The 25,616-nt window shown below is 71.9% G+C and carries 28 protein-coding genes; 7 read left to right on the forward strand and 21 right to left on the reverse strand.

Annotation, left to right across the window (positions count from 1 at the left end):
- Positions 1-112 precede the first annotated feature (112 nt).
- The 9 genes from NOCA_RS11955 to NOCA_RS27555 all read right to left on the reverse strand — a co-directional run bounded on the left by NOCA_RS11955 (position 113) and on the right by NOCA_RS27555 (position 6,523).
- A complete protein-coding gene (locus NOCA_RS11955) occupies positions 113-1,489 on the reverse strand; it encodes a dihydrolipoyl dehydrogenase family protein (RefSeq protein WP_011755528.1) in 1,377 nt (458 codons plus the stop codon).
- Positions 1,486-1,794 carry a DUF427 domain-containing protein gene (locus NOCA_RS11960; RefSeq protein ID WP_011755529.1) on the reverse strand — a complete coding sequence of 103 codons (309 nt, stop codon included), beginning with the start codon at positions 1,792-1,794 and terminating at the stop codon, positions 1,486-1,488. The genes NOCA_RS11955 and NOCA_RS11960 overlap by 4 nt, the downstream gene beginning before the upstream one ends.
- Positions 1,791-2,684, reverse strand: a complete 894-nt coding sequence (locus NOCA_RS11965; RefSeq protein WP_011755530.1) for a cytochrome c biogenesis CcdA family protein — start codon at positions 2,682-2,684, stop codon at positions 1,791-1,793. The genes NOCA_RS11960 and NOCA_RS11965 overlap by 4 nt, the downstream gene beginning before the upstream one ends.
- 16 nt (positions 2,685-2,700) lie before the next feature.
- Complete coding sequence (locus NOCA_RS11970; protein WP_011755531.1) at positions 2,701-3,210, reverse strand: redoxin family protein; 510 nt, start codon at positions 3,208-3,210, stop codon at positions 2,701-2,703.
- Positions 3,211-3,369: 159 nt separating this feature from the next.
- Positions 3,370-4,059 (reverse strand): glutaredoxin family protein, encoded by a 690-nt coding sequence (locus tag NOCA_RS26525; protein WP_011755532.1) that lies wholly within the window; start codon positions 4,057-4,059, stop codon positions 3,370-3,372.
- Positions 4,060-4,181: 122 nt separating this feature from the next.
- Complete coding sequence (locus tag NOCA_RS11980; protein WP_011755533.1) at positions 4,182-4,826, reverse strand: cysteine hydrolase; 645 nt, start codon at positions 4,824-4,826, stop codon at positions 4,182-4,184.
- Between the two features lie 112 nt (positions 4,827-4,938).
- Positions 4,939-5,904 (reverse strand): sulfite exporter TauE/SafE family protein, encoded by a 966-nt coding sequence (locus NOCA_RS11985; RefSeq protein ID WP_011755534.1) that lies wholly within the window; start codon positions 5,902-5,904, stop codon positions 4,939-4,941.
- Positions 5,905-5,906: 2 nt separating this feature from the next.
- Complete coding sequence (locus NOCA_RS27075; protein WP_011755535.1) at positions 5,907-6,377, reverse strand: trehalase-like domain-containing protein; 471 nt, start codon at positions 6,375-6,377, stop codon at positions 5,907-5,909.
- The gene (locus NOCA_RS27555) at positions 6,374-6,523 is read right to left on the reverse strand and encodes a hypothetical protein (protein WP_158305664.1); all 150 of its coding nucleotides are present in this window, start codon (positions 6,521-6,523) and stop codon (positions 6,374-6,376) included. Before NOCA_RS27555 ends, NOCA_RS27075 begins: the two co-directional genes overlap by 4 nt.
- Before the next feature lie 193 nt (positions 6,524-6,716).
- Here NOCA_RS27555 and NOCA_RS11995 point away from each other — a divergent pair, with 193 nt between their 5' ends.
- Complete coding sequence (locus NOCA_RS11995) at positions 6,717-7,124, forward strand: DoxX family protein (protein WP_011755536.1); 408 nt, start codon at positions 6,717-6,719, stop codon at positions 7,122-7,124.
- Between the two features lie 189 nt (positions 7,125-7,313).
- Here NOCA_RS11995 and NOCA_RS12000 read toward each other — a convergent pair whose 3' ends face one another.
- Together NOCA_RS12000 and NOCA_RS12005 are read right to left on the reverse strand one after the other, a co-directional pair.
- Positions 7,314-8,048 carry a mycothiol-dependent nitroreductase Rv2466c family protein gene (locus NOCA_RS12000; RefSeq protein WP_011755537.1) on the reverse strand — a complete coding sequence of 245 codons (735 nt, stop codon included), beginning with the start codon at positions 8,046-8,048 and terminating at the stop codon, positions 7,314-7,316.
- Between the two features lie 94 nt (positions 8,049-8,142).
- Positions 8,143-8,685 (reverse strand): carboxymuconolactone decarboxylase family protein, encoded by a 543-nt coding sequence (locus tag NOCA_RS12005; protein ID WP_041546501.1) that lies wholly within the window; start codon positions 8,683-8,685, stop codon positions 8,143-8,145.
- A gap of 134 nt (positions 8,686-8,819) precedes the next feature.
- Here NOCA_RS12005 and NOCA_RS12010 point away from each other — a divergent pair, with 134 nt between their 5' ends.
- Together NOCA_RS12010 and NOCA_RS12015 are read left to right on the forward strand one after the other, a co-directional pair.
- Positions 8,820-9,512: a Crp/Fnr family transcriptional regulator gene (locus tag NOCA_RS12010; protein ID WP_011755539.1), complete on the forward strand. Its 693-nt coding sequence runs from the start codon at positions 8,820-8,822 to the stop codon at positions 9,510-9,512.
- A 97-nt stretch (positions 9,513-9,609) separates the two neighbouring features.
- Positions 9,610-10,554, forward strand: coding sequence for a patatin-like phospholipase family protein (locus tag NOCA_RS12015; RefSeq protein WP_011755540.1), 945 nt, complete (start codon positions 9,610-9,612; stop codon positions 10,552-10,554).
- Positions 10,555-10,807: 253 nt separating this feature from the next.
- On the opposite strand, the gene NOCA_RS12020 is transcribed toward NOCA_RS12015, so the two are convergent.
- The 4 genes from NOCA_RS12020 to NOCA_RS12040 all read right to left on the reverse strand — a co-directional run bounded on the left by NOCA_RS12020 (position 10,808) and on the right by NOCA_RS12040 (position 16,105).
- Positions 10,808-11,986, reverse strand: coding sequence for a DUF3179 domain-containing protein (locus tag NOCA_RS12020; protein ID WP_238383462.1), 1,179 nt, complete (start codon positions 11,984-11,986; stop codon positions 10,808-10,810).
- A 1,829-nt stretch (positions 11,987-13,815) separates the two neighbouring features.
- Positions 13,816-15,270, reverse strand: a complete 1,455-nt coding sequence (locus tag NOCA_RS12030) for a dihydrolipoyl dehydrogenase family protein (RefSeq protein WP_011755543.1) — start codon at positions 15,268-15,270, stop codon at positions 13,816-13,818.
- Positions 15,267-15,545 carry a zf-HC2 domain-containing protein gene (locus NOCA_RS12035; RefSeq protein WP_011755544.1) on the reverse strand — a complete coding sequence of 93 codons (279 nt, stop codon included), beginning with the start codon at positions 15,543-15,545 and terminating at the stop codon, positions 15,267-15,269. Before NOCA_RS12035 ends, NOCA_RS12030 begins: the two co-directional genes overlap by 4 nt.
- Complete coding sequence (locus NOCA_RS12040) at positions 15,542-16,105, reverse strand: RNA polymerase sigma factor (protein ID WP_011755545.1); 564 nt, start codon at positions 16,103-16,105, stop codon at positions 15,542-15,544. The genes NOCA_RS12035 and NOCA_RS12040 overlap by 4 nt, the downstream gene beginning before the upstream one ends.
- Positions 16,106-16,283: 178 nt before the next feature.
- Here NOCA_RS12040 and NOCA_RS12045 point away from each other — a divergent pair, with 178 nt between their 5' ends.
- The 3 genes from NOCA_RS12045 to NOCA_RS12055 all read left to right on the forward strand — a co-directional run bounded on the left by NOCA_RS12045 (position 16,284) and on the right by NOCA_RS12055 (position 19,929).
- On the forward strand, positions 16,284-17,537 hold the full coding sequence (locus NOCA_RS12045; protein WP_011755546.1) for a GAF domain-containing protein: 1,254 nt from the start codon (positions 16,284-16,286) through the stop codon (positions 17,535-17,537).
- Between the two features lie 80 nt (positions 17,538-17,617).
- Positions 17,618-19,141 (forward strand): acetaldehyde dehydrogenase ExaC, encoded by a 1,524-nt coding sequence (gene exaC / locus NOCA_RS12050; RefSeq protein ID WP_011755547.1) that lies wholly within the window; start codon positions 17,618-17,620, stop codon positions 19,139-19,141.
- Between the two features lie 170 nt (positions 19,142-19,311).
- Positions 19,312-19,929: an ester cyclase gene (locus NOCA_RS12055; RefSeq protein ID WP_011755548.1), complete on the forward strand. Its 618-nt coding sequence runs from the start codon at positions 19,312-19,314 to the stop codon at positions 19,927-19,929.
- Between the two features lie 57 nt (positions 19,930-19,986).
- Here the strand turns inward: NOCA_RS12055 and NOCA_RS12060 are convergent, their stop codons facing one another.
- The 5 genes from NOCA_RS12060 to NOCA_RS12080 are packed head-to-tail and all read right to left on the reverse strand — an operon-like array spanning position 19,987 to position 24,327.
- Positions 19,987-20,292, reverse strand: coding sequence for a hypothetical protein (locus NOCA_RS12060; protein ID WP_011755549.1), 306 nt, complete (start codon positions 20,290-20,292; stop codon positions 19,987-19,989).
- A gap of 37 nt (positions 20,293-20,329) precedes the next feature.
- Positions 20,330-21,880: an aldehyde dehydrogenase family protein gene (locus NOCA_RS12065; RefSeq protein ID WP_011755550.1), complete on the reverse strand. Its 1,551-nt coding sequence runs from the start codon at positions 21,878-21,880 to the stop codon at positions 20,330-20,332.
- Positions 21,877-22,311, reverse strand: coding sequence for a hypothetical protein (locus NOCA_RS12070; RefSeq protein WP_011755551.1), 435 nt, complete (start codon positions 22,309-22,311; stop codon positions 21,877-21,879). Before NOCA_RS12070 ends, NOCA_RS12065 begins: the two co-directional genes overlap by 4 nt.
- A 7-nt stretch (positions 22,312-22,318) precedes the next feature.
- Positions 22,319-23,731 (reverse strand): GMC family oxidoreductase N-terminal domain-containing protein, encoded by a 1,413-nt coding sequence (locus NOCA_RS12075; protein ID WP_011755552.1) that lies wholly within the window; start codon positions 23,729-23,731, stop codon positions 22,319-22,321.
- Positions 23,728-24,327 (reverse strand): TetR/AcrR family transcriptional regulator, encoded by a 600-nt coding sequence (locus NOCA_RS12080; protein WP_011755553.1) that lies wholly within the window; start codon positions 24,325-24,327, stop codon positions 23,728-23,730. The genes NOCA_RS12075 and NOCA_RS12080 overlap by 4 nt, the downstream gene beginning before the upstream one ends.
- Positions 24,328-24,517: 190 nt before the next feature.
- On the opposite strand from NOCA_RS12080, the gene NOCA_RS12085 reads away from it, so the two are divergent.
- A complete protein-coding gene (locus tag NOCA_RS12085) occupies positions 24,518-25,276 on the forward strand; it encodes a DsbA family oxidoreductase (protein ID WP_011755554.1) in 759 nt (252 codons plus the stop codon).
- Between the two features lie 69 nt (positions 25,277-25,345).
- Here the strand turns inward: NOCA_RS12085 and NOCA_RS12090 are convergent, their stop codons facing one another.
- On the reverse strand, positions 25,346-25,582 hold the full coding sequence (locus NOCA_RS12090; protein ID WP_011755555.1) for a DUF2249 domain-containing protein: 237 nt from the start codon (positions 25,580-25,582) through the stop codon (positions 25,346-25,348).
- Positions 25,583-25,616: the final 34 nt, after the last annotated feature.

Consider the following 25,616-nt stretch of genomic DNA (forward strand, 5'->3'; position numbering starts at 1 on the left):
CACGATCCCGCTGCTGCTCGACTCGGGCCGGGCGGTCGCCTACGCCGTTCTCCGAGGTGCGAGCCGTGGCCGAGTCGCCGGGTTGATCCTGAGCCGGCGCCGGCTGGTGCCCTCACCCGATCGGCAGGTCGCGCAGGGCGTCCTGGATCCCGCGGTGGAAGGTCGGGTAGGCCCAGATCATGTGGCGCAGCTGCTCGACCGGCACCCGGCCGTGGATGGCGACCGCCAGGGCGCCGAGCACCTCGCCGCCGACCGGACCCGCGGACGTGGCGCCGACCAACAGCCCGGTGTCGGTGTCCATGACCAGCTTGATCAGGCCGTGGCTGCCGGCCTTGTGCAGCCAGCCCCGGGCGGTGTGCTGCAGGTTCGCGGTGCCGACCGCGACCGCCAGGCCCTGCTCGCGGGCCTGTGCCTCGCTCAGGCCGACCGACCCGACCTCGGGGTCGGTGAACGTCACCCGAGGCAGCGCGCGGTACTCCGCCTCGGGCGTCGGACGGCCGAGGACGTCGGCGACGACGAGGTCGGCCTGATAGGTCGCGACATGGGTGAAGGCACCCTTGCCGGTGACGTCGCCGACCGCCCAGACCCCGTCCGCGACCCGCATCCGCTCATCGACCGGCAGGGCCCGCAGGCCCGGTTCGAGCTCGAGGGCCCGGAGCATCTCGGGTGCGACCTGCGGCCGCCGGCCGGTGGCGACCAGCAGCCCTTCCGCGGTGACATCGTCACCGTTGTCGAGCCGGATCGCGAACGTACCGCCGGCGTAGCCGACCTGGGTGGCAGCTCGGCCGGCAAGGACGGTGATCCCCTCGGATCGGAAGGTGTCTGCCAGCAGCGCGGACACCTCCGGCTCCTCGGCCGGCAGGATGCGTTCGGCTGCCTCGACGACCGTGACCTCCACCTCGAACCGGGCGAAGGCCTGGCCGATCTCCACGCCGATCGCGCCGCCGCCGAGGACGACGAGGGAGGCGGGCAGGTCCTTGGCGCTGACCGCCTCGCGGTTCGTCCAGAACGGCGTGTCCGCCAGCCCGTCGATGGGCGGCGCGACCGAGCTGGTGCCGGTGGCGAGCACGATCCCACGCCGCGCCTCGATCACGCCGACGCCCTCGACGGACACGCTGCGGGGCCCCAGGACGGTCGCCGCGCCGCGCACGAAGCGGCCCCCCTTGCCGGTGAATCGGTCGACGGCGACCTGGTCGTTCCAGTCGTCGGTGGCCTCGTGGCGGATCCGGTCGGCGACCGGCGTCCAGTCGGGTCGTACGTCGACGGTGCCGGACATGCCGGGGATCCGGCTCGCCTCGGCGATCAGGTTGGCCGCGCGGATCATCATCTTGCTGGGGATGCAACCCCAGTAGGGGCACTCGCCGCCGACAAGCTCGGCCTCGATGCCGACCACGTCGAGACCGGCCTCGGCGAGGGAGCCGGCGACGGCCTCGCCACCGACACCCATGCCGACCACCACGATGTCGGCCCGGGTCGTCGGCCCGGTCACCGTGCTGCCTCGGCCGGCGCCTCGACGACCCGGACGCCCTGCCAGAAGGCGACGCGCCCGCCGATCTCCTCAGCTGCCGGCGACGGCGAGGGGTAGTACCACGCGGAGTCCGGGGCGACGGCCCCGTCGACGACGACGGAGTAGTAGGAAGCCCGTCCCTTCCAGGGACACAGGGAGTGGGTGTCGGAGGGCACGATGAACTCGTGTCGCACCGACTCCTCGGGGAAGTAGTGGTTGCCCTCCAGGACCACGGTGCTCTCGCTCTCGGCGATGACGGCTCCGTTGAAGACGGCCTGCATTCTCATGAGTTCTCCTTGATGGTGTCTGACGGTCGGAGGACGGGGTCGGGTACGTCGACGGCCGGCGGTGGTCGCGATCGGCGGCGCCGCGGCAGGAGGGCCGCCACCAGAAGCGCGCCGAGCACGAGGGCGAAGCCGGTGGTCCCGACGGCCTCGACCCGGTCGGCGAGCCACCGCTGGATCGAGGCCGCCTGCTCCACGACGGCGTCGCGGCCCGCGTCGGCGTGGAGCACGCGCAGCTCCCAGATGCCGTACCAGGCGACATAGCCTCCGGCCAGCACGAGGACGAGACCTCCGACGCGCGGAAGCACCCCGCCGATGCTGCGCACCCGGTTGACCAAGCCGCCCCTGGCGAGCGCGGTCGCCATCGCGGCCGCGCCCACCACGAAGCCCATGCCCGCGGCGTACGCCACGAAGAGGACGAGTCCCTGGGCCGGCGACCCGGATCTGAAGCTGGTGACCACCACTGCCAGGAACGGCGCGATCGTGCACCCCAGCGACGCGACGGCGTAGCTGGCACCGAACCCGGTCATCGACAGCCAGCTCGCCGTCACCGGCCGCGCGTTCGCGCCGCGGGTGAGACGGATCGCCGGCAGCCGGCGTCCCAGCAGGACCCAGAGGCCGGCCACGGCGACCAGCAGGCCCAGCGCGACCGTGAAGCCGGGGAGATAGGACTGGACCGAGGCTGCCACCGGAGCCACCGCGATCCCGAACACGCCGAAGACCACGGTGAAGCCCATCGTGAGCGCTGCGGTCGCGCGCATCGCTCGCAGCAGGGCTGTCCGGCGCGGCAGCTGCTGGTGGTCGAGCACGAACAGCGAGAGGTAGGCCGGGAGCAGGGCGAACCCGCACGGGTTGACCGCAGCGAGCATCCCCGCGCCGAGCGCGAGTCCCAACGACCCGGAGTCCACCTCAGCCCGCCAGCTGCGCGACGAGATCGTTCAGCTCGCCGTCGTCCAGGTAGCCCTCCGAGATGATCTCCCCGTCCGCCGCGATCACCGTGTACGTGCTCTGGGCGGTCACCCGGAACTGCCGCCACACCTCGCCCTGGGGGTCGACCAGGTGCGTCACGTCCGGAATCTGGTCGGCGACCCGCTCGATGGCAGCCGCGGAGTCCAGGCCGCCGACCCCGACGACAGCGACCTCGCCGTCGTACTGCTCCGCCAGCCGGGAGACGTTGACGCTCTGGGCGCGGCAGGTCGCGCACCAGGGCGCCCAGAACCACAGCACCGCGGGCTCGCCCTCGAGCTCGGCGCCATCGAAGGTCTCGCCCGTCAGCGTGGTGGCCGAGAAGTCGAGGTCAGCGAACTTGCCCATCCCGATCGGGGCGGCGTCTCCGGCCCCGCCGTCCGCGCCCGACCCGGCACCGCATGCGGTCGCGGTGAACAGGACGGCGGCGAGCACGGCGGACATCCAGCGCATGGCCCGATTCTGCAGAGGATGCGACGCGTGTTCTGTGAGCGCGCTTACCTCAGGGCGACTCGTCCCCGTCGCACGCTGTCGGGTCGATCGGCATCGGTCCGGCCTGCCGCGCGGGTGGTCCCGGGCGCGCCGTGCGGGCTGGACGGCGCACCCGGGCGCTCAATCGCGGGCGACCCGGCGGACCGTGCGAGCAAGACCGGCGACCATGGCCAGCAGGGAGCCGGCTCCGGCCAGCAGCAGCGCCTCGGCCACTGTCGACCCGGAGCCGGTCCAGGTCGGGCCTTCGAGGTGACCGATCGCGGCGAGGGCACCGGTGGCGAGCGATGCCACCGTGAGACCGGCAACCGCGGCCACCACGATCCGGCGACGTGCCGACGGGTCGTCGGGGGACTGATGCTGACCGACCACCCAGGGCCACGCGGCAGCGACCAGCAGAGGGGCCAGGTGCCACGTGGTGGACGGTTGCCACCCGGCCAGGACCAGCCAGGCGGCGGTGACGACAGCGGTCCACACGGGGCCGGCGAAGCCCGCCCCCGAGGGCCCAGCGGGAGGCTCGTCAGCCGCCGACGCCTCCTGGTGGTGCTCGGGGTACTCGGTCTCCAGTGCCCGGAGGACCTGGCGCACCGAGGGGTTTACCAAGGACTGCGCCCCGACGATGACGGTGGGCACGATCTCGTCCCCACCGGTCACCTCCCTGAGGCGCGCGGCCGCTGCGGGCGAGGCCCAGATGTCATGCTCCACGGTGGCGACTCCCGCATGTCGCAGCCCCCGACGCAGGGAGCTGCAGAAGGGACAGCCGGGCCGCCAGAGCACCTCCACCGGTGGGGGCGGCGTACGGGAAGGGTCCACGACTTCTCCTTCTGGGCCGGGGCGAGCTCGGATCCGGGCGGTGGCCGATGGACCGCCTGCATCCGGAACCCGGTGACCTGGCTGCGAGCTTCCCGACGGTTCGAGTGTCGGGCTGCGGTGAGTCAGCCGGCGAGCTCCTTGGAGGCTTGGACCGTGTCGACGACCGCGCTGGCGAGGTAGCGGAAGTTGGTCATCGCCGCCACATAGCCGTCGCCGAGCTCGGGGTGCCGGGCCGCGGCGGTCGCATCGGCGACGACGGTCACCTCGAAACCACGCTCGAGCAGGTCGCGCAGGTGTGATTCGACGCAGAGGTTCGCTGACATGCCCGCGAGGATCACACGTCCGATGCCGCGCTTGCGCAACTGCAGTGCGAGGTCGTTGTTCTGCGGGCCGTAGACCTTGTGCGGGCTGGTGACGACGGTGCCGTCGCCCTGGAGATACGGCTTGTACTGGTCCAGCCAGTCCGCTCCCGAACCCTCGAAGCCGTCGAGGTCGAGGGGGCCACGTCGGGCGAACATCCCGATCTCGTGCATCTTCTGCTCGAGCGTCCCGCCGAACTGCCAGGCGCCGTCGTACGGGTAGTAGTAGTGGGGCGAGACGAAGACGGGGACGCCCGCCGTCGTCGCGCTCTCCAGGAGGCGCTCGATGTTCGGGATCGTGCCGTTCTCCTGGACGCTCTGCCCCACCAACTCCCAGGCCACTCCGTGCTCGCTCAGGAAGTCGTTCTGCGGGTCCGTCAGGACCAGGGCGGTGTCACTGTTCACCATCAGGTGTCTCCTTGGGTCGGGGTTCCTCACTGCCGAGAGAACACGCCGGGGGTGCCGGGCGGACGACGGACTGTCAGGTCGCAGACACTCTTCGACCGGCTCGGGCTACCTATCAGCCGAAGCTGCTCCGGAAGACCGTGAAGGCCAGCAGGAACGTGACCCCGATGGTCAGGAACAGGCCGCCGAAGAACCACCGGGTCACCCGGGCGCTGACCTTGCCCTGGAGTCCCGTGCCGAGGATGGCTCCGAGCACGGCACCGGGCACGGCCCAGACGATCAGGTTCCAGGGGATGGCGGAGAAGCCGCCGGTGGCGGCGAGCTGCACCATGTGCGTGAGCGCCGCGCCGACCACGGTCCCGGCGACGACCACGGTCGAGGTCGCGGCGGCCACCGCGATGGGGAAGCGGGACCGACGAACCAGGCCAGGCAGGGTCGCCTCGCCGACGCCGGTGGAGATCAGCCCGGCGAAGAACGCGCCGATGCCCGAGAGCACCTGCTGGCCGCGGAGGCCGTGCGCGCAGTAGACGTACGCCGTGCCGTCGGCCGCGGTCACCTGGCGGGCCTCTCCGCGGGGGCAGGGGGGATGGACGGAGCCGGTGGTCGGGGCGAGTGCGGCACCGGGCGCGGTGCCGCTGCCGGGCACACCGGCCAGGGTCGGCTGGGACGAGGCAGGCACGACGGCCGGTTCGGTGGCGTGCGTCTCGCGGACCAGGAGCACGGCGAGCCCCACCATGGCCACGCCGTACCCGAGCCGGAGCGCCTGCACGGGAGCGTGCGCAGAGGCCAGGGCGCCGAGCATTCCCAGCGGCAGCGTCCGCGCGATCAGGCGCCACGCGGTGGCGGAGTCGACGAGTCGCATCCGGATGTACCGGTAGAGCCCGGTGCCGAAGCCGGAGGTCTCCAGGAAGAGCGAGGTTCCGATCGCCTCGACCGTGGTGAGCCGGGGCAGGTCGAAGAGTGGGAAGCCGATCAGGAAGACCGGGATGAGCATGGCCGCTCCGCTGATCCCGGAGAACATGGCGACGCTTGCGATGATGATGCAGACCGGCAGCATGAACCAGTAGACGGTCCAGTCCATGGTCAGGCCTCCCTGTTCCGCGGGGTCCGAGTGGCCTCGTCGAGCGCCCAGGCCGCATTGACCAGGCCGATCTGGCTGAAGGTCTGGGGGAAGTTGCCGAGGAGCTCGCCGGCGGAGGAGTCGACCCGCGGGTCGTCGGCGGGCAGGAAGCCGACGATGGGCAGGAGGAGGACAGTGGCGTCGAGGGCCCGACTGCCGAAGGACTGGGTGAGTGCCCCCAGGCCTTCGTCCCAGCCGTCGGTCTCGACCGCGGCCCGGACCCCTGCGGCCGCCGCACACGAGGCCGTACTCCGGACGGGCCCGGAACGACATGGGGCACGGTGCCCCGCCTGGTCGTCGAGGAGGGTCGCGAACACCGACGGGCTGTCGAAGCGGGGCATGCACAGCCAGTCGACCGAGACGCCCGAGGAGACCAGCGCGGCCGAGTGTCGGTCGGAGAGCAGGGCGTACCCACCGATGGGCAGCGAGGTCATGGCGCCGCAGGGTCGGCGGAGGCCGCGAAGGCGGCTTGGTGGTCGCGCAGGTAGTCCGTGGCCGCGACCAGGTCGACGACGTTGGAGCTGGGGCCGGCCAGCGGAGTGCCGAGGGGCCCGGGGAACTCGACTCGCTCACGGTCCATGGTTCTTCCTCTCCTCCCGCGAAGAGCTTCAGGGCTGACTCGGAAACCCCGGCCGGTGGTCGGTTGCTTCCCGGACCCGCGCAACCGCTGGAATGCGCCGACGCTCCGATCGCGTTCGGGGGGTTGAGGGCAGATCTCGCTCTCGCGCGTCCGCAAGTGGGCGCGCACCCACACCTAGGTCGGGAGGCATTCCATGGACGTCATCTTCCTGGTGGGAAGGATCCTGTTCGGCGCGCTCTTCTTGATGTCGGCGATGGGCCACCTCACCCAGACGCAGGCGATGGCCCAGTACGCGAGTTCCCGTGGCCTGCCCGTGGCGGCACCGGCCACCATGCTGAGCGGTGTGCTGATCGGGGTCGGGGGTCTCTCCGTGGTCCTGGGGGTGTGGGGCGACCTCGGCGCGATCCTGCTCGCTCTCTTCCTGGTGCCGACTGCGTTCCTGATGCATGCGTTCTGGAAGGAGACCGAGCCGACGTCCAAGCAGATGGAGATGGTCCAGTTCAACAAGGACCTGGCGCTGGCCGGTGGCGCGCTCGCGCTCCTCTGGGTCTTCTCCGCGGACGTGGGGCTGACCCTCACCGGTCCTCTGCTCGGGTTCTGACCGGGCGGTGGATGCGTGTCCGACGGGATCCGGGATCGTGGACCCGGTGGAGCTCCTCGCGCCGGGATACACGGTCCGGCTGACGACCGCCAGCCATCCGCTCAGCGCTGGCGGCCGGGCCCCGCGCTGAGGCGTCGGCCCTGATCAGCACCCGCTGCTCGCGGCGAAGGCGCATGCGCGGTCCAGGTCCTACCTGTTCGTCCGCCGGCTGCCGCCGTGCCAGTCCTGCTCGACGCCCACCTCGCCCTCCTCTACACCGAGACCGCGCAGCTGGGGGAGCTCGCGAAGGCTGCGCTTGAGCTCGGCGAACCCGGGGAACCCGGCCAGTCCGACCACGTGGTCCCAGAGCCGCACGGCGTCCTCTTCGCTGGGGAGCCGGGAGATGACCGGCCCGAAGAACGCGACCCCGGTGGGTGGCTGGAAGTGGATGATCGGCGTCCCCACGTCCTTCCCGGTGAGGGACAGGGCCTCGTCGGTCTCGGCACGGATGTCGGCGTCGAGCGACTCGTCGTCCAGCGCCTGCACGAGGTGGTCGGGAAGCCCCACGTGTGCCAGCACCGGCGCGAGGAACGACGACGTGCCCCGGGGGTCGGGGCCCGTGTTCCCCAGGGAAGGATCGGCGGGGGCAGAGTCGAAGATGCGCGCTCCCAGCGCCGCGTAGAGCGGGCCCACCACCTCCCGGCCGTGCTCGGACCGGGCGCGATGCACGACCCGGAGCAGCCGGAGGCCGGCGGTGTGCCCGGCCTCGTACTCCGGAGGGAACCGGCTGGCGTAGTCGACGTCGGCGTTCACCAGGCGCAGCGAGATGAGCCGCCAGTCCACGGAGTAGGCCCGCTGGGACTGGACCACCCGCACCCACTTGCTGGTCAGCCAGGCGAACGGGCAGACGGGGTCGAAGTAGAAGTTGATGTCGGCGTCGGTCACGACGGCTGCCTCTCGGTTGTGTCGGCCTTGGCTTCCGGCCCTACCCGTACCCAGGAGGCCGCGGCAGGCATCCCGGGTACGGGCGCGGACCGCATCAGAGCGCGGGTGCCTCCGGGAGGTCGAGGTCGGTCTGGATGAAGTGGTTGAAGTAGTTCGTGAACAGGTTGATCGTCACGTGCACGGACAGTTCGCTGAGCTGCTCGTCGGTCCATCCGGCGACGATCGCGTTGTCCCACGTGGCGTCCTGGACGGCACCGACGTGGCCGGTGTACTCACGGGCCAGGGCGAGGAGGGCGTCGAGCTTCGAGTCGAACTCCGCGGCGCCTCGCCGCACCGCGATCATCTCCTCGTCGGAGAGACCGGCGGCCCTGCCGCCTCCGGTGTGGGCCGCTTGACAGTACGCGCACTCGTCGACGTTCGCGACCGCCAGTGCGATGGCCTCGCGGGTGCAGCCGTCGAACGAGCCGTAGTCGGCGATGACCCGCTGGATCGCGACGTAGGACTGGAGGACGGCCGGTGAGTGTGCCATCTCGCCGTGGATGTTCATGACCTTGCCGAACCTCGCCTGCAGTGCCTTCAGCTCGTCACGGCTGTTCTCGGGGGCACTGTCGACGGTGTGGACGGGGACGCGGGGCATGGTGTGCCTTCCTGTGGTCGCGTGTGTGCCTGACATGACAGCAAGGTCCTCGCGCCCAGGTATCGTCCTCGACTGTCATCTCAGTGACACTCTTCGTCCGCGTAGTGGTGGGCGGCCCCCGGAAGGAGACGCGGATGCGCAGGTCCTCCGACCAGTCGGCCGCGCTTCGTGACGCGCTCTGGGTCTCGCGTTGCGTCGGGCGCGCCGGGACGACACCGTTGCGACTCGAGGACGTCGAGGAGCTGGCCCGCTTCATCCGTGTCCGGCAGTTGGCGGCGGGCGAGCCGCTGGCCCGGGTCGGCGAGGAGCCGGCGGCCGTCTGCATCGTCCGTGAGGGGTGCCTCGAGCTCGCCGTCCATGGCTCGGCGGGACGGCAGGTCATCCAGACGCTGCGGGCGGGGGACATCGACGGCGACATCCAGATGCTCCTCGGCCTGCGGATGCCGTACGAGACCCGCGCCATCGTGGACACGACCTGCCTCATGCTCGACCGCGCCGCGTTCGAGGAGTTGCTCGCCACCCATCCGCAGGTCTCCCGGCGCTGGTTGACTAGTGTCTCCCAACGACTCGCGCGATCTCACTCGCGGCTGACCAGCCTGCTGGGGGAGCCGCTGGAGATCCAGGTCGCCCAGCTCCTCCTCGAAGAACACGTCGACGGCGTGGTCAACCTGACGCAGACAACCGTGGCTGCGCTCCTCGGCGTCCGCCGGCCCTCGGTCAACCGGGTGCTCAGGCGCTTCGCCGCACGCGGCCTGGTGGAGCTCAGCTACGGAAGGGTGCACATCCTCGATACAGCGGCGCTCGGCAGGGTCACCTCCCCGGCTTAACGCACACTGTCATCGAGGTGACACTCCGTCATGGGTCCGTGCTCGTCCCGGACTTCTCCAGGCAAGCCCGGAGCCCACCCGGGGGAGGAGTTGCGCCATGACCACTGCGTTCGTGCTCTCCGGCGGCGCCAACCTCGGCGCTGCCCAGGTTGGCATGCTGGCCGCGCTGGACGAGGCCGGTGTGATCGCCGACCTGGTGGTCGGCAGCTCGGTCGGTGCGGTGAACGGGGCCTGGGTGGCCGGCCACGGGGACCTCGCGGCACTGGGCGACGTCTGGCGCTCGCTCCGGCGCGCCGATGTCTTCCCGGCCCGGCCGCTCGACGGCCTGCTCGGATTCGTCGGGATGAGCGATCATCTGGTCAGCGACCGTGGTCTGCGGCGCCTCCTGCGTGCCCATCTGCGGTTCGACCGGCTGGAGGACGCCGCCGTGCCGCTGCACGTGGTCGCCACCGACATCAGGAGCGGGGAGGACGTGCTGCTCTCGACCGGTGACGCCGTCGACGCCATCCTGGCCAGCGCGGCCATCCCGGGGGTGCTCCCGCCCGTGGCGGTCGACGGGCGCACTCTGGTCGACGGCGGCGTGGTCAACAACGCCCCGATCTCCCATGCTCTCGATCTGGGTGCCGGGACGATCTGGGTGCTCGCGACCGGATACTCGTGCGCGCTCGAGCACCCACCGGGCAGTGCCCTGGCTGTCGCCCTGCAGGCGGCCAGCCTGATGATCCACCAGAGGCTGCTGCGCGACGTGGAGCGGTACGCCGGCGCGATCGACCTGCGCGTGGTTCCGCCGTTGTGCCCCATCTCGGTGGGACCCACGGACTTCAGCCAGGCCGACGACCTGATCAGGCGGGCACACGAACATGCCCGGGCCTGGCTCGAGCACGGGGAGCGCGGCACGTGGGTGAGCGCGCACACGGACCACCAGCCCGAGGAGCGCTTCTCTCCGGGACAGCCCATGACCCGGAGAGCTGACGCGCCACGCCTCGACAATCACCTCTCCGCGGACGAACCGGTTTCGGCGATGCGGCCGTCGGGCGCCTGACCGCCATCTCGAAGTGTCTGTTGTCGGAGTACGACCATCGCCGACCCGTCGGCGACCGCGCTCACAGAAGGCGCCAGCGTCACTCCGTAGTCTCGTGTCGCCCCCTTGGGTGGGTCGTCCGCGACAGCCGCCCTGTCCGACAGAGTTCCGAACGCCCTGCGCACCAGCTCGGGCGACGTCGATGACCGCCGCCTACCCGACGGTCGGGTCGGTCCTCGGCGCGATGCTGTTGACGGCCGGCGCGCTTCGGTGATCAGGGCCCGGTGATCAGGGCCGTCTCGGGCTGGAACGCCACCCAGGCGAACCAGAAGGTGTCCTGGTAGGCGATGGCGCGAAGCTGTTGTCCCCGGAGGGGGCCGTCGGCGGCGCGACCGAAGACGTTCCAGCTCGAGCCGGTCTGCTCGTCCCGGAAGGTGCCGTCCTCGGCGTCGACGAAGTCGAGCGGGCGTCCCGCCGCACTGGCCTCGAAGGCCGCGACCGTGCCGATCTCCTGGCCCTCGGGGATCGCGGCGGTGTCCAGCGCCGAACGCTGTCCGGCGACGTGCCACAGCACCACCCGCTCCGACCCGAGCGTCACGTGCTGGACCCCCGTCTGCGCCAGGAGGTCGCGACGTATCGCCACCGCCTGCTCCCCATCGCCGACACCGACCACCCTGGTCTTCGCGGGCAGCCGGGCGTCGGTCCCGCCGGGCACCTCGAACAACGGATCGGAGCCCGGGTCGTCGTACCTGAAGTAGGGGTTGCTGCCGTAGGGCCGCTCGTACCCTGTCGTCCGGCTGAGGACGACGGCGTCTGGATGCTCGGCGCGGAACTGTGCCCAGCCCACCGTGCCCATCGGGATGCTCATGAGCTGGGTGCCGGTCAGGGTGCCGACCGATGCCTGGCCGGTGAGCTGGGGCCACAACGACTCGGTGAGCCGGTCGTACATGACGAGGTTGTCGGCGTACAACAGCCCTGAGGTGCCGAAGGTGGTGACGTGCCCGCGGACGGTCCGCTCGAACGCGACACCGGAGTTGCACAGCGGGCAATAGGTCACCGCGACCGGGACGCCGCCCAGGCGGTCGTTGACGATCTCGTGCCAGGTCATGATCCGAATCGGGTACGCCTTGGTCACCCCGGACACCGTGAGGGACATGACCGGCTCGTCGGGCTTGAGCCAGTCGACGTCGGCCACGGGCTCGAAGACGGGGTGGTCGATGGCAGGGATGCCGTCGGGTGGCGGCCCGCCCGACATCAGATCCTCGACGTCGATCAGGGGGGTGGGGAGGTCCGGATCGGCGGGATCGTCCAGCGCGGACGGTCCGCGGCGGATCGCGGTGCCCTGCGGCTGGACGGCCGGATCGGTCGTGACCGCAGGCGAGGGGCTCTCCGCGGGGTCGGTCTTCTCGCCGGACGTGCTCGCACAGGCCGTGAGCACCATGGCCAAGGCCACGGCGGCAGTCAGCCTTCCGGCGCGGGTCATGCGCTCCGTGCCAGCGTTCGCATGCCGCAGCGTAGGTCCGCTTGGTCCCAGCCTTCGGTGAGCGCGGTCACATAGCGGCGCGGGGAGCCTCGGGCAGGTCGTCTCCGGAGGCCGGGAAGCCAGGCGGAGCCCCGGCGGGTTACCGGGACGTGACCCGACCCGCGCCTGCTCACCGGCCGCTCAACCGACTCATCAGCCTGCTCAGCGGCTGGGAGTCGGCGACCCGGACCTCCTCACCGGAGAAGACCGCCGCGCTGGCTCTGCGCTGGGCCGAGCTGCCGGCCGCGGCCCGCACCCCGGCGCAGCTGCTCGGCCGGGCCGCAGTCGGGTGTGAGGGCACGCACGGCGTCTTTCCCCGGTGCAACCTGACCTGCTCGCCCTGCTACCACTCTGCGGACGCCAACAAGGTCACTGTCGACGGGGGACACACCGTGCGCGAGGTGAAGCGGCAGATGGCGTTGCTCCGCACCCGGCGGGGGCCCCGGGCGCACGCACAGCTGATCGGCGGCGAGGTGACCCTGCTCGACCCCGACGCCCATGCCGAGGCCCTGCTGGCGATGCGCGCCGCCGGGCGCGAACCGATGTCGATGACGCACGGGGACTTCGATCCCGACTATCTCGAGGCGCTGGTGAGCGCACCGGACGGCAGCCTCCGCCTGCCCCGGGTGTCGTTCGCGGCCCACTTCGACTCGCTGATGCGGGGTCGGCGCGGAGCCGTTCGCCCCCGGTCCGAGGCCGAGCTGAACGGCCACCGCCGGGCGTTCGTGGCGATGTTCGAGGACCTGCGCGCCCGGAAGGGGCTACGGTCCTATCTTGCCCACAACATGACGGTCACCGCCGACAACCTGCCCGAGGTAGGTCGGGTCGCGCGGGAGGTCAGCCGGATGGGCTACCAGATGATGTCGTTCCAGCCGGCGGCCCTCGTCGGTGACGACCGGCGCTGGCCGGCAGACGGGCGCGGCATCGGGATCGACGATGTGTGGGCCGAGCTCGAGGCGGGCCTGGGGCAGCGACTGCCGTGTGAGGCCGTGCAGTTCGGCGACCCGCGCTGCAACCGGACGGCGATCGGCGTCATGGCCGACACCACGTGGGTCCCGCTGCTGGACCCCTCGTCGCCACGGGACCTTGCGGCGCGCGATCTCTACTTGTCCCGCTACGGCGGACTGTCCCTCGACGCGTCGCGACCGGGGCTGATCGCGGCGACGCTGGTCCGGGCGTTCCTCCGCCGGCCGTGGCACGCGGCGCCGGCGCTCGGCTGGGCCCTCCGTGTCGTTCGCCGAGCCGGTGGTCCGGTCCGGGTCGCCCGCTGCCTGACGCGCGGCGAGATCTCAGCCCTCACCCTGGTGGTCCACGCCTTCATGGACGCGGATGTCGTCGCGGCAGCCCAGCAGGCCACGGCTGCCGGCGTGACGGCCGAGGAGCCGAACGTGCGGGCCGCCCAGGAGCGGTTGGCGGCGTGCAGTTACCACATGGCGCATCCGGACACGGGTGAACTCGTGCCCGCGTGCGTCCAGCACAGTGTCCTGGACCCCGACGAGAACAAGCGGCTCGCTGTGCTGCTGTCGATGCCGCGCCAGCGGCCCGGGATCGGCAGCAGCGGGTCGGCTTCCCTCTCACAGTCAGAGCAGGTCCTTGAGCCTGGCGCAACCGCCCTCGGTCAGCCGGCGACCGGAAATCCTGAGGTAGTCGCACGCGTTCAGCGTCCTCGGGCAGCGAGGGAAGGTGCGTCACGGTTGTCCGATCCTCACGGCGGGACTGGTGTGCCGTCGATCCTCCCACGGTCGCACGGTCGCGATCGGTCAGCTGCTGGCGCGGTTGAGCCACCACCGGCGGCTGCGGGCCAGCATGCCGAGGGCCCGTCTGGTGCCCGGGCGCGCGAGCTGATCGCGCAGGTCCGCGATTGCTGCCTGCCAGAGCCCGTCGTTCCAGGTCGGGTAGGCATGGGTGACGCCGGCGAGGTCCCGGGTGCGTAGGCCCTGGCTGATGGCCAGCGTCAGCTCGCCGATGCTCTCGCCGGCCCGCGGGCCGACGACCGTCGCGCCGACCAGGCGGCCACGTCGATCGACCGTCAGCCGGGTGAACCCGCCGGTGGCCAGCTCGGTCACCGCCCGGTCCACGCGGGTGTGCTGCCACGTCAGCCGCCGCAACCCGTCCGGCGGCGACTCGGTCCCCACCCCGACCGCGGCCACCTCGGGCTGGGTGTAGGTCACCCGCGGGATCGCGCTGAGATCGACCTTGCGGCGGACGCCGAGGACCGCGTTGCTGGCGGCCAGGCTGCCGTGGACGCCGGCGGTGTGGGTGAACTGGGGGTGGCCGGTGAGATCGCCGGCAGCCCAGATCCGCGGGTTCGTGGTGCGGAGGTGGCTGTCAGTGCGCACGAACCCGTGGTCGGTGACCTCGACCCCCGCCAGCTCGAGTCCCATGCCGTGGGTCCGCGGCGACCGGCCCACCGCTACCAGCAGCTGGCTGAACGCCAGGGCGCGGCCGTCGGCCAGTTCCAGGCGGGGCCGCCCGCCGCCTTGTCCGACCCGGGTGACCGCCACGCCGGTGATGACGTCGACGCCGTCAGTGCGCAGGCCGGTGGTGACGGCGGTGGCAGCGTCTGCGTCCTCGCGGGGGAGCAGCCGGGGCGCACCCTCGACGACGGTCACCCGGGAGCCGAGCCGGGCGAACGCCTGCCCCAGCTCGCAACCGATGCTGCCGCCACCGAGCACGACCAGGTCCTCGGGGAGCCGGTCGAGTTGCCAGACTGAGTCGCTCGTCAGGTGTGGCGTCTGCGCCAGACCCGGGATGCGCGGGACGGCCGGGGCAGCCCCGGTCGCCAGGAGCGCTTGGGTGAAGGTGGCGCGTCGATCGCCGACGGCGACCTGGTCGCGACCCGTGAACTTCGCGTCGCCGCGCCACACGGTGACACCCTCGGCCTCGAGCGCCTGGGGTGAGTCGATCGGCGCGATGTGGTCGATGGCTCCGCGGACATGGCCCAGCACGGCGTGGAAGTCGACCGAGACACCGTAGGCCTCAACCCCGAGCCGATGACCGGAGCGCGCGGTGGCCGCCACGTCCGCGGCCGCGAGGAGCGCCTTTGACGGCACGCAGCCGGTCCACAGACAGTCGCCACCGGTACGGTCGCGTTCGATCAGGAGAACCCGCGCCCCGAAGCGGGCCGCGGTCTTGGCACCCACGATGCCGGCGGTGCCGCCCCCGATGATCACCAGGTCCCAGGGGCCGTCTCCCCTGGGGTGTCCGGCGCTCATCCGGTCCGTCCCTCGGTGATGTCGTCGAGGAAGTGCCGGACCCGGTCCACCGCCGACGGGTCGACGTAGGCGCGGCTCGACCACAGCGACAGGGCCTGGTGCAGCGTGCGGTGCTCGACGACGACGCCGCTGCACTTCTCGCACGTGGACAGATGCGCCTCGAGCCGAGCCACCTCGCCTGGGGTGAGAGGAGCCGACGGGTCCGCGTCGAGGTAGCGCTGGATCCGTCGCGCCGACCAGTGGCAGCTCAGCAGTTGCCTCAGGGTTCCGCTCATGACAGCCCTCCTCGGGACAGGGTGGTGGGGCCGAGACTCCGCCGCAGCCGATCGCGGGCGCGGCTCAGTCGGGACATCACCGTCCCGACGGGGACATCGAGTACTGCGGCGGCCTCGGCATAGCTGAGATCGTGCAGGTCGACCAGGATCAGGGCGGCCCGGAATCGCGGGTCGAGTGCGGCGATCGCGTTGTGAAGCTTCTCGTCGAGCTCCTCGTCCAAGAAGGACTGCTCGGCACTCGGCAGCTCGGAGTGCCCGAACGCGGGGCGCGACGCCGCATGGAGCTGGGCGTCGTCGATGGTGATCGGCCGCCGCCGTCGGTGCAGGTTGGCGTTCGTGTTGCGCAGGATGGTGAGCAGCCAGGCGCGGGGGTGGCTGCCGTCGAAGCGGTGCAGCCCGCGGTACGCCCGCAGGAGTGACTCCTGCACCAGGTCCTCGGCATCGGCGTCCCCGGACGTCATGCTTCGCGCGACGCGCAGCATCAACTCGATCTCGGGCTCCACGAAGTCGCGGAAGGCTCGCCGACGGGCGGCCTCGTCGGGCCCGGGCGGGATGCTCATGCCGGGGGAACCCGGTGACGCGGCGCAGATCTTCCCGGGCGGACCGGTGCCGCCGCTGACCTGACCGGCCGGTCAGGCGTTGACAACCTCATCCTCACGTGCCCACCCTCGCCGATGTCCGACGTCGAGGCGCCGCGGGACGGTCACGCCGGGGCCGGTTCGCGCGTACCGTGGGCGCATGCGTGGGCCGAGCGCGTCCGGTGACGACCCCGAGCAGGTGACCGGTGGCCTGCGCGCCGACGTCGCGGCCAGCTGGCACCGGTCGGCGGCGGCCGGCGTGCAGAAGGAGGCGCCGGAGGCCCCGATCACCCTGCCCGACGACGAGCTGCGCGCCCACCGCGCCGCCCATCCGCTGGCTCGGGTCTTCCCGCTGCTCGACGACATCCTCGGCCAGGCCGCCCGCGACACCGGGTCGCTGATGGCCGTATCGGACGCTGAAGGCCAGCTGCTGTGGGTGTGTGGGACCGGCTCGATCCAGCGCCGGGCCGAGTCGATCGGCTTCGTCGAGGGCAGCAACTGGGACGAGCGGTTGGCCGGCACCAACGCGCCGGGGCTGGCGCTCCAGCTCGGCCGGCCGATCGGCGTGCTGGGGTCCGAGCACTTCCGCGAGTCGGTGCAGGACTGGAGCTGCGTGGCGGCACCGATCCACGACCCGGTCACCTCCGGCCTGCTCGGTGTCCTCGACGTGACCGGTGGCCCGCAGCTCGCCGTACCCCAGGCGATGGCGATGGTGCGGGCCGCGGCCCGGATGGCGGAGGCCGAGCTGGCTCGTGAGCAGGCCCGGGTCCGGCCCGAGGCGGCGGCACCTGCGCGCGGCACCCTGATGGTGATCGAGGCGCTGGGGCGCTCTGAGGCCCTGCTCACGGTGACCTCGGACGGCGTCGGCTCGCCGCAGCTGCGCCTCTCCCGCCGGCACAGCGAGATCCTGGTGCTGCTGGCCGGCTCGACCTCCGGGTTGACCGGCGACGAGCTGGCGGCCCTGATGTACGACGAGGACGGCGGGTCGTCCACCCTGCGAGCCGAGCTCAACCGGCTCCGCGGCCTGCTCGGGGCCGACCTGCTGGCGTCTCGTCCCTACCGGCTGATGGCCAACATCGCCGCCGACTGGCTCGCGGTCGAGGCGCAGGCGGCGGCCGGCGACGTACGGGCGGCGATGCGGGGCTACCGAGGGCCGCTGCTGGCCCGCTCCACCGCGCCCGGCGTCGCGGCCATGCGGCAGGCCGTCGACAGCACCCTCCGCCACGCGGTGCTGACCAGCGGCGCCGCCGACCTGATGTCGACCTGGACCCGCTCGTCCTGGGGCGCGGACGACTACGAGATGTGGTCGGCGCAGCGTGCCGCACTCGCGACCGGCTCACCGATGCGGGCCCTCGTCGAGGGCCAGCTGGCCCGGCTGGACCGCGAGCTCGGGTGGCGCCCACCCGGCCGCTGAGCGTCCCGTGCAACGTGGTCGCAACGTGACCGTTCCTACGGTGTGACGGCTGTCACCTCCACCCAGGAACGGAGTCCACCATGACCGTCTTCGCACCGCCGGGAACCGCCGGCTCGACCATCTCCGTGCAGGCCCGCTGCGGGCACTTCATCGGCGGGGAGTGGGTCCCGCCGATCAAGGGCGCGTACTTCGAGAACATCTCGCCCGTGACCGGTCAGCCGTTCACCGAGATCGCCCGCGGCACCGCCGAGGACATCGAGGCCGCGCTCGACGCCGCGCACAACGCCGCGCCGGCCTGGGGTCGCACCTCCCCGGCCGAGCGCTCCAACGCGCTGCTCCGGATCGCCGACACGATGCAGGCCCACCTCGAGGACCTTGCCGTGATCGAGACGTGGGACAACGGCAAGGCGGTCCGGGAGACCCTCAACGCCGACCTGCCGCTCGCGATCGACCACTTCCGCTACTTCGCGGGCGTGCTGCGCGGACAGGAGGGGACGATCTCGCAGATCGACGAGGACACCATCGCCTACCACTTCCACGAGCCCCTCGGCGTCGTCGGCCAGATCATCCCGTGGAACTTCCCGATCCTGATGGCGGTCTGGAAGCTCGCACCGGCCCTCGCCGCGGGCAACACCGTGGTGCTGAAGCCCGCCGAGCAGACCCCGTGGTCGATCCTGAAGCTGGTCGAACTCATCGGCGACCTGCTGCCCGCCGGCGTGGTCAACGTCGTGAACGGGTTCGGCGTCGAGGCGGGCAAGCCGCTCGCCTCGAGCCCGCGGATCTCGAAGATCGCCTTCACCGGGGAGACCACGACCGGCCGGCTGATCATGCAGTACGCCAGCGAGAACCTGATCCCCGTCACCCTCGAGCTCGGCGGCAAGAGCCCGAACATCTTCTTCGAGGACGTCGCAGCCGCGCGGGACGCCTTCTACGACAAGGCCCTCGAGGGCTTCGCGATGTTCGCGCTGAACCAGGGCGAGGTGTGCACCTGCCCGTCACGGGCGCTGGTGCAGCGCTCGATCTACTCCGAGTTCGTCGCCGATGCGATCGCCCGGGTCCAGGCCATCAAGCAGGGCAATCCGCTGGACACCGAGACGATGATGGGCGCGCAGGCGTCACGTGACCAGCTCGAGAAGATCCTGTCCTACATCGAGATCGGCAAGCAGGAGGGCGCCGGCGTCCTCACCGGTGGGGCCCGGCTCGAGCTCGGCGGTGACCTCGCGGGCGGCTACTACGTCCAGCCCACGGTCTTCGAGGGCCACAACGCGATGCGCATCTTCCAGGAGGAGATCTTCGGCCCGGTGGTCGCGCTGACGTCGTTCGACGACGACGCCGACGCACTCAAGATCGCGAACGACACGCTCTACGGGCTCGGCGCCGGCGTCTGGTCCCGGGACGGCTCGCGGGCCTTCCGGACGGGCAAGGGGATCCAGGCCGGCCGGGTGTGGACCAACTGCTACCACGCCTATCCCGCGCACGCGGCCTTCGGCGGTTACAAGGGCTCCGGTATCGGCCGGGAGACCCACAAGATGATGCTGGACCACTACCAGCAGACCAAGAACCTGCTGGTGTCCTACTCGCCCGACGCGCTCGGCTTCTTCTAGAGACCCGAGCTCGCACCGGTGCGGCGGCGCAGGCGCACCGCCGCCGCGTCGGTGCGACTCGGGCGGATCCGTTCCACTCCGCGGACACGACCTTGGCAACTGGTTGAAGGAACAACTAACGTTTACTTGAACCAACAAGTAAGTGTCCGCGAACAGGAAGGTGAGACCAGATGATCAATCGACGAGACGCACTGCGGGCCTCGGGCCTGGCGACGTTCGGAGCCCTGGCGCTCGGCGCCGTGGATGCAGGGCTCACGCCCGCGGAGGCGACCGCATCGGGCCAGCTCCGCGGCTGGACGCCGCTGCCCGACCCGGCCGCGGGAGGCGTCACCAGCCCGCCGTTCCCGAAGAACCTGACCGCCGAGGAGCGACGCAACCTCAAGACCTTCGACGAGCTGGACTTCACCGTCTTCTCGAGCGCGGACTGGGCGCGCCTGGGCGAGAGTCACGCCAAGCACGTGCGCGTGCACTGGCCGGACGGCCACTACACCGACGGCATCCAGAAGCACATCGACGACCTGGCGGCGCTGTTCGTCTGGGCGCCCGATACCAACATCCAGGTACACCCGCTGCGGGTCGCCAAGGGCAACCTGACCGCGGTCACCGGCGTCATGCGGGGCACCTTCTCGGACCCGATGCCGGACGGGAAGGGCGGGTACATCGAGCCGACCGGTCGGCAGTACGCGATCAACATGGCCACCGTCGGACTCTGGAACCGTCGGGGCACCATGGATGAGGAGTTCCTCTTCTGGGACAACCAGACCTTCTACTCCCAGATCGGCCTCTGACGGCTACGACCGCGGCCGCGCCCTTGCCGGCGCGGCCGCGGGAGCATCCGGATCCCGTCAGGGCACCGGGTCCGCGTACTGGCCCGCGACCTCGAGGATGGCCAGGTGCGGCTCCGCGCCGACGCTGCGGAACAGGGACGGGGCGGCCGGTGGCTCGGGGAGGGCGCGCATCGCGTCCAGCGCCTCACGGCTGGCCCAGAGCGTCTGGATCCGCCACTCGCCGTCGGCGCCGCGCAGGAGCTCGGTGCGCACCAGCCCGTCCGGCACCGGCCCCTGGAGCAGCCGGTGGAAGCCCACGAGGAGCTCCTCCTCGCGCTGTGCGTCGACCCGCGCGGCGACCTCGGTGAGGATCTGTGTGCCCATGGCGACCTCCGTCCGGTCACCACGCTAGCGAGCGCGACTACTCACGGCGAGCCTTCTGGGCATGGCGCTCGAGCCGCGCGCCGGCGACCGCGAACCGGGCCAACCGGGTCGGTCCGTCGCTGAACCAGGCCCGCATCATCGAGGTGAACAGGGCGTGCTTCCGGGCGGTGTAGGGGTACCAGTTGGCCTCGAGCTTGGTGCCGTCGGAGTCGACGACGACCGCCTGCGGGTTGGTGAACGCGCGCAGCCCGGCCACGCCCTTGTAGCGGCCCATGCCCGACTCGCCGACCCCGCCGAACGGCAGCGCGGGAGTCGCCTCGGTGGCCATCACGTTGTTGATCGACACGCCGCCGCAGCGCAGCTGCCGCGCGACCCGTTCGGCCCGCTCGGCGTCGGCGCTCCACACGCTCGCGGTCAGGCCGTACGCCGAGGCGTTGGCGCGCTCGATCACCTCCTGCTCGCCGGCGAATCGCAGCACCGGTACCACTGGTCCGAACGTCTCCTCGGTCGCCAGCAGCGCGTCGTCGGGCAGGTCGGTGACCACCATCGGCGGCACCAGCCGGAACGGCCGGCCGGACAGGCCGGGCCGGCCGTCCAGGACCGCCGCCGCATCCCAGTCGGCGCCGGTGCGCACCCGGGCGCCGCGGGCGCGGGCGTCGAGGACGTGCTCGGCGACGGTACGCACCTGGAAGTCGGTGGTCATGCAGCCGATGTCGCCGTCGCCGTCGCGGTCGTCCCCGGGCGACTCGACGAGCCGCAGCGACGAGACCACCTCGACGAGGGTGTCGACGAACTCGTCGTGGACCGACTCGTGGACGTAGAGCCGCTCGACCGAGGTGCAGGACTGGCCGGCCGCGGTGAGCGCCCCGAACGCGGCCCCGGCCGCCGTCCGGGCGATGTTGACGTCCTCGAAGACGATCATCGGGTCCTTGCCGCCGAGCTCGAGCTCCACGGGGATGAGCAGCTCGGCCGCCTGGCGCAGGATCGCCCGGCCGGTGCGGGTCGACCCGGTGAACATCACCTGGTCGGGTCGCTGCCCGATCACCTCCGCGCCGACCGACCCGTCGCCGTACACGATCTGCAGCCAGTGCGGCGCGATCGCCGCCTGCTCGGCCAGCGACTCGACCAGTCCCTCCAACGGGGTGTGCTCGCTCGGCTTGTAGACCACCGCGTTGCCGGCGGCCAGGGCGCTCGCGATCGGGACGACCGCCTGGAAGAACGGGTAGTTCCACGGCGAGATGACGAGGACGACCCCGCGCGGCTGGAACCAGACCCGCGACTTCTTGCCCATCAGGGTCATCGGTGTGGGCACCTTCTCGTCGGCGAGCGCCTCGTCGGCGTTGGCCTCGAGCCAGGCGATCGCGTCCATCGCGCCGAAGATCTCCGACATCAAGATGTCCGAGCGCGACTTGCCGGTCTCGGTCTGCACCCGGTCGACGATCTCGTCGACCCGGCCCGCGATCGCGCCGCGCAGGGCGCGCAGGTGCACCAGGCGCTCGGCCACCGACAGCGCGCCCAGCGAGCGCTGCCCGCTCCGGGCCCGCCCGACGACACCCGCGACCTCGGCGCGTACGAAGCCCTCGTTCACCGCTCCTCCTCGGTCGTGACCTCGCTGGCCGGCAGCGACCGCTCGTAGGCCGCCGCGTCGATCCGGGCGTCGTAGCCGATCACCTGGTGGATGCCCAGTCGGTGCAGGTCGGACCAGTACAGCGAGTGCACCACCCCCTTGATGCCGATGTGCGCCATCCGCAGCGCCGCCGCGGCCGGCTCCGGCGTACGCCGCCAGCCGGCGGCCAGGGCGACCAGCGCCCGGACCGCGGGGCGAGGGAGTCGGCCGCACGCGTCGAGCAGCAGCAGCAGGCTCGAGCGGTCCGCGTCGCTCAGGTAGGGCAGCATCCGGTCGGCCTCGGAGGCGGCCACGGTCCGGGAGAACGGGGGGAGCAGGTCGTCGCCGGGGATCACCACGTCGCCCAGCCGGAGCAGTCCCCGGGCCTGGGTGGCGGTCAGCTGGTGCGTCATCTCGTCCTCATCTCCGCGCCGCGGCCAGGATCGACTCGCCGGCCCGGATCGAGAGCGCGGCGATGGTCAGCGCCGGGTTGATCCCCGGTGCGTTCGGGAACACGCTCGAGTCGGCGGCGTGGATGCGCCGGCTGCCGTGCAGGGTGAAGTCGGGGTCGACGACCGAGCGGGCAGGATCGGTCCCGATCGCGCAGCCGCCCATCAGGTGCAGCCCGATCCCCAGGTCGCCCTCGACCAGCCGGCGCGCACCCATGGACAAGAAGATGTTCCGGATCGCCGCGGCGCCGGCGTCGCGGCGACGCAGGTCCTCGGCGCCGAGCCGCTTCTCGATCACCACGGCGCCCTTGCGGTTGAGCCGGATCCGGCCCGGGGTGGTGTCGCGCACGCACACCTCGATGCACCCCAGGTGGTCGTAGCGGCGCATCAGCGCCAGGTGCGCCGCGCCGAACCCCGGCATCAGCATCGCGATGGACGACGGCCCGGCGAACACGTTCTCGAGCTTGAACCCCTGTCGGCGGAACCCTGGATCGGCGGACTTGTAGTTCTGCAGCGGTCCCGAGTGCGCCCGGACCGGCTCGTCGAAGACGCCGAAGTTCATGTACTGCGGGTGGGTGAAGAAGTTCCGCCCCAGCGCGGGCAGCTCCGCGCCGAACCCGGAGGACAGCAGCAGCCGCGAGTTCCCGATCGCCCCGGCGGCCAGCACCAGCCGGGCGGCCGTCCAGGTCTGCTCGGTGCGCGTGCTGCCGGGCTTGCCGACCAGGCCGGTCACGCTCACCCGGTCGGGACGCTCGGCGACCCGGGTCACCTCGACGTCGGCGAGCAGCACGGCGCCGTGCCGCTCGGCCGCGGGCAGGGCCGTGATCGCGGTGGACTGCTTGGAGTCGATCCGGCAGCCCGAGAGGCACTCGATGCAGGAGTTGCCGTCCTCGAAGCGGCAGTCGGACTGGGCGCGCCGCAGCGGCGCGTGCCGGTAGCCGTTGCGGCTGAAGCCCTCGGCGAAGATCGTCGCGTTGCCGTTGCGGTGCCGCTCGGGCACCGTCTGCAGGCAGATGGTGGCCTCGGCACGGTCGTAGTACGGCGCCATCGCGGTCTCGGTGAACAGGTCGACGCCGCTCGCCGCCCGGAAGTCGTCGAGCGCGACGTCGTCGAACCGGTCCATCAGCGCCTGGTTCACGATCGAGCCGCCCCCGACCACCTTCGGGCGCAGGATCGCCAGCGACGCATCGGCGTTGAGCTCCAGGCCGCCGCCCCAGAACAGCTGGGCCGAGCCGTCGACCTCGGTGCGGGGGTAGGTGTGCCGGTCGTAGCGGCCACCCGCCTCCAGGACCAGGCAGTGCAGGCCGCCGGCCGCCAGCTCGCGGGCCAGGTTGAGGCCCGAGGTCCCGGCCCCGACCACGATCACGTCGTAGCGCTCGGTCATGGCTCCTCCAGGTGCGTGAGCACGGCGTCGGCGGCCCGGGCGGCCAGCCGTTCGGCGGCGGCGTCGTCGCGGTCGGCGAGCCAGGCCAGGGTGAGTCCGTCGGTCAGCGCGACCACGAGCCGCGCCAGGTCGGCGGTGGGGGAGTCCCAGCGCCGGTCGAACCGCTCCGCCACGTGGTCGAGCAGCTCGGCGGCGACCTCGTGGTAGCGCTGGTACTGCTCGGTTGCCAGCCGCGCCAGCGCCGGGGTGCGCAGCGCGTGCTGGGTGAGCTCGAACATGCCCTGCTCGCGGCCCGGGTCGACGCGGACCAGGTCGAGGTAGGCCGCGAACGCGCGGCGCACCGCGTCTGCGGGTGAGCTCGCGTCGCCGAGCACGCCGGCGAGACCGGCCTCGCGCTCGCCCCGGACGACCGACGCGACGATGTCGCCCAGCAGCTCCTCGCGCGACCCGTACGCGTAGTGGAAGCTGGCCAGCGACATGCCCGCCTCGGCCACGATCGCGCGGGTCGACAGCGCCGCCAGCCCGTCGCGGGCCAGCACCCGGACGGCGGCCGCGAAGAGCAGCTCGCGCCGGTGGGTGACGCTGATCCGTGCCATCCCGCCTCCGTCCGCAGTCCGACCGCCGACTGGGACGGTCGACCCAGTCATGAATGGGACGACTGTCCCACTCGCGCCCGGCCGACGGCAACCGGTTCGGCCCGGAAAGAGTGACCGTCGCCACTCGCCGACGAGAGTATTAACGAGTATTCTCGTGACAAATGTAATAGCCCGCGGAGGAGGAGTCGAGATGGACCCGGAGCAGAGCTTGGTGATCTACGCCGACTTCGGCTCGCCCGCGTGCCTCGCGGCGAGCGCGCGCGCCGACGCCCTGGTGGCTGCCGGCGTCCGGGTCGACTGGCGTGCGATCGAGCCCGATCCCCGGCTGCCGGTCGGTGGCGTCCGGATGAGTGCGGCCGAGCGCGAGGCGCTGGAGCGCGAGCTCGAGGTGGTGGCCGGCCTGCTGGTCCCGGGCGAGGAGCTGCCCCGGTCGGTCCCGGCCTTCCGGCCGAACGCCCGTGGCCCGGTCGCCGGCTACGCCGAGGCGTACGGCGCGGGTGTGGCCGACGACGTGCGGCGCCTGCTGTTCTCCGCCTACTGGAGCCGGGGGCTCGACATCGGGAGCACGGAGGTGCTCCGGCGGCTGCTGGCCGGCCCGGTGCTGCGTGGGCACGCGACCTCGGTGCCGCTGAGCGACTTCGGCCTGGCCGTGAGCCCCAGCCGCGGGCCGATCACGATGGACGCGTTCCGCCGGATCCGCGACTGGTCCGCTCGGTGGCGGTCCCTGAACGCCGCGCCGCTGCCGCTCCTGGTGGTCGACGGGTCGCTGCCGGTGGCCGGCGAGACTGCGCTGCGCCGGCTCGAGAAGGAGATGAACCGCGCCGGCGCCACGCCGCAGCCGGCGCTGCCCGACCCGGGCCGGTACCCACTCGTGCCGGACCCGCCGGCGCTCCCGTGGGCCTCGGCGAACGGCGGGCCCTGGCGGCACGCCTACATGGTCGGCGCCTGAGCCCTGTCGGGCGCTGGTTGGGGAGAAGAACCGGGCCGGCTCGCGATCGCGAGCCGGCCCGGCTGACTCTCAGGACGCGGCGACGCGGCCGATCCGGACCCGCCAGACCTCTGGGCCCTCCTCGAGGTAGTCCCAGGCGAACTCGCCCTTGTGCTCGGCGTCGAGCTGGTAGTACAGGGGCTTGGGGTCGTGGTCGTTGACGAGCTCGAAGCCGTCACCGGGCGCGAGGTCGTGGTACGTGCTGAAGATCAGCTCGTGCCGGCGGGCCGGGATCTCCTCGCGGACGTCCAGCTGGCGATCGGTCATGCTCATCTCTCCTCGGGTCGAATGCTGAAGCACT

The organism is Nocardioides sp. JS614 (assembly GCF_000015265.1).
Lineage (GTDB): Bacteria > Actinomycetota > Actinomycetes > Propionibacteriales > Nocardioidaceae > Nocardioides.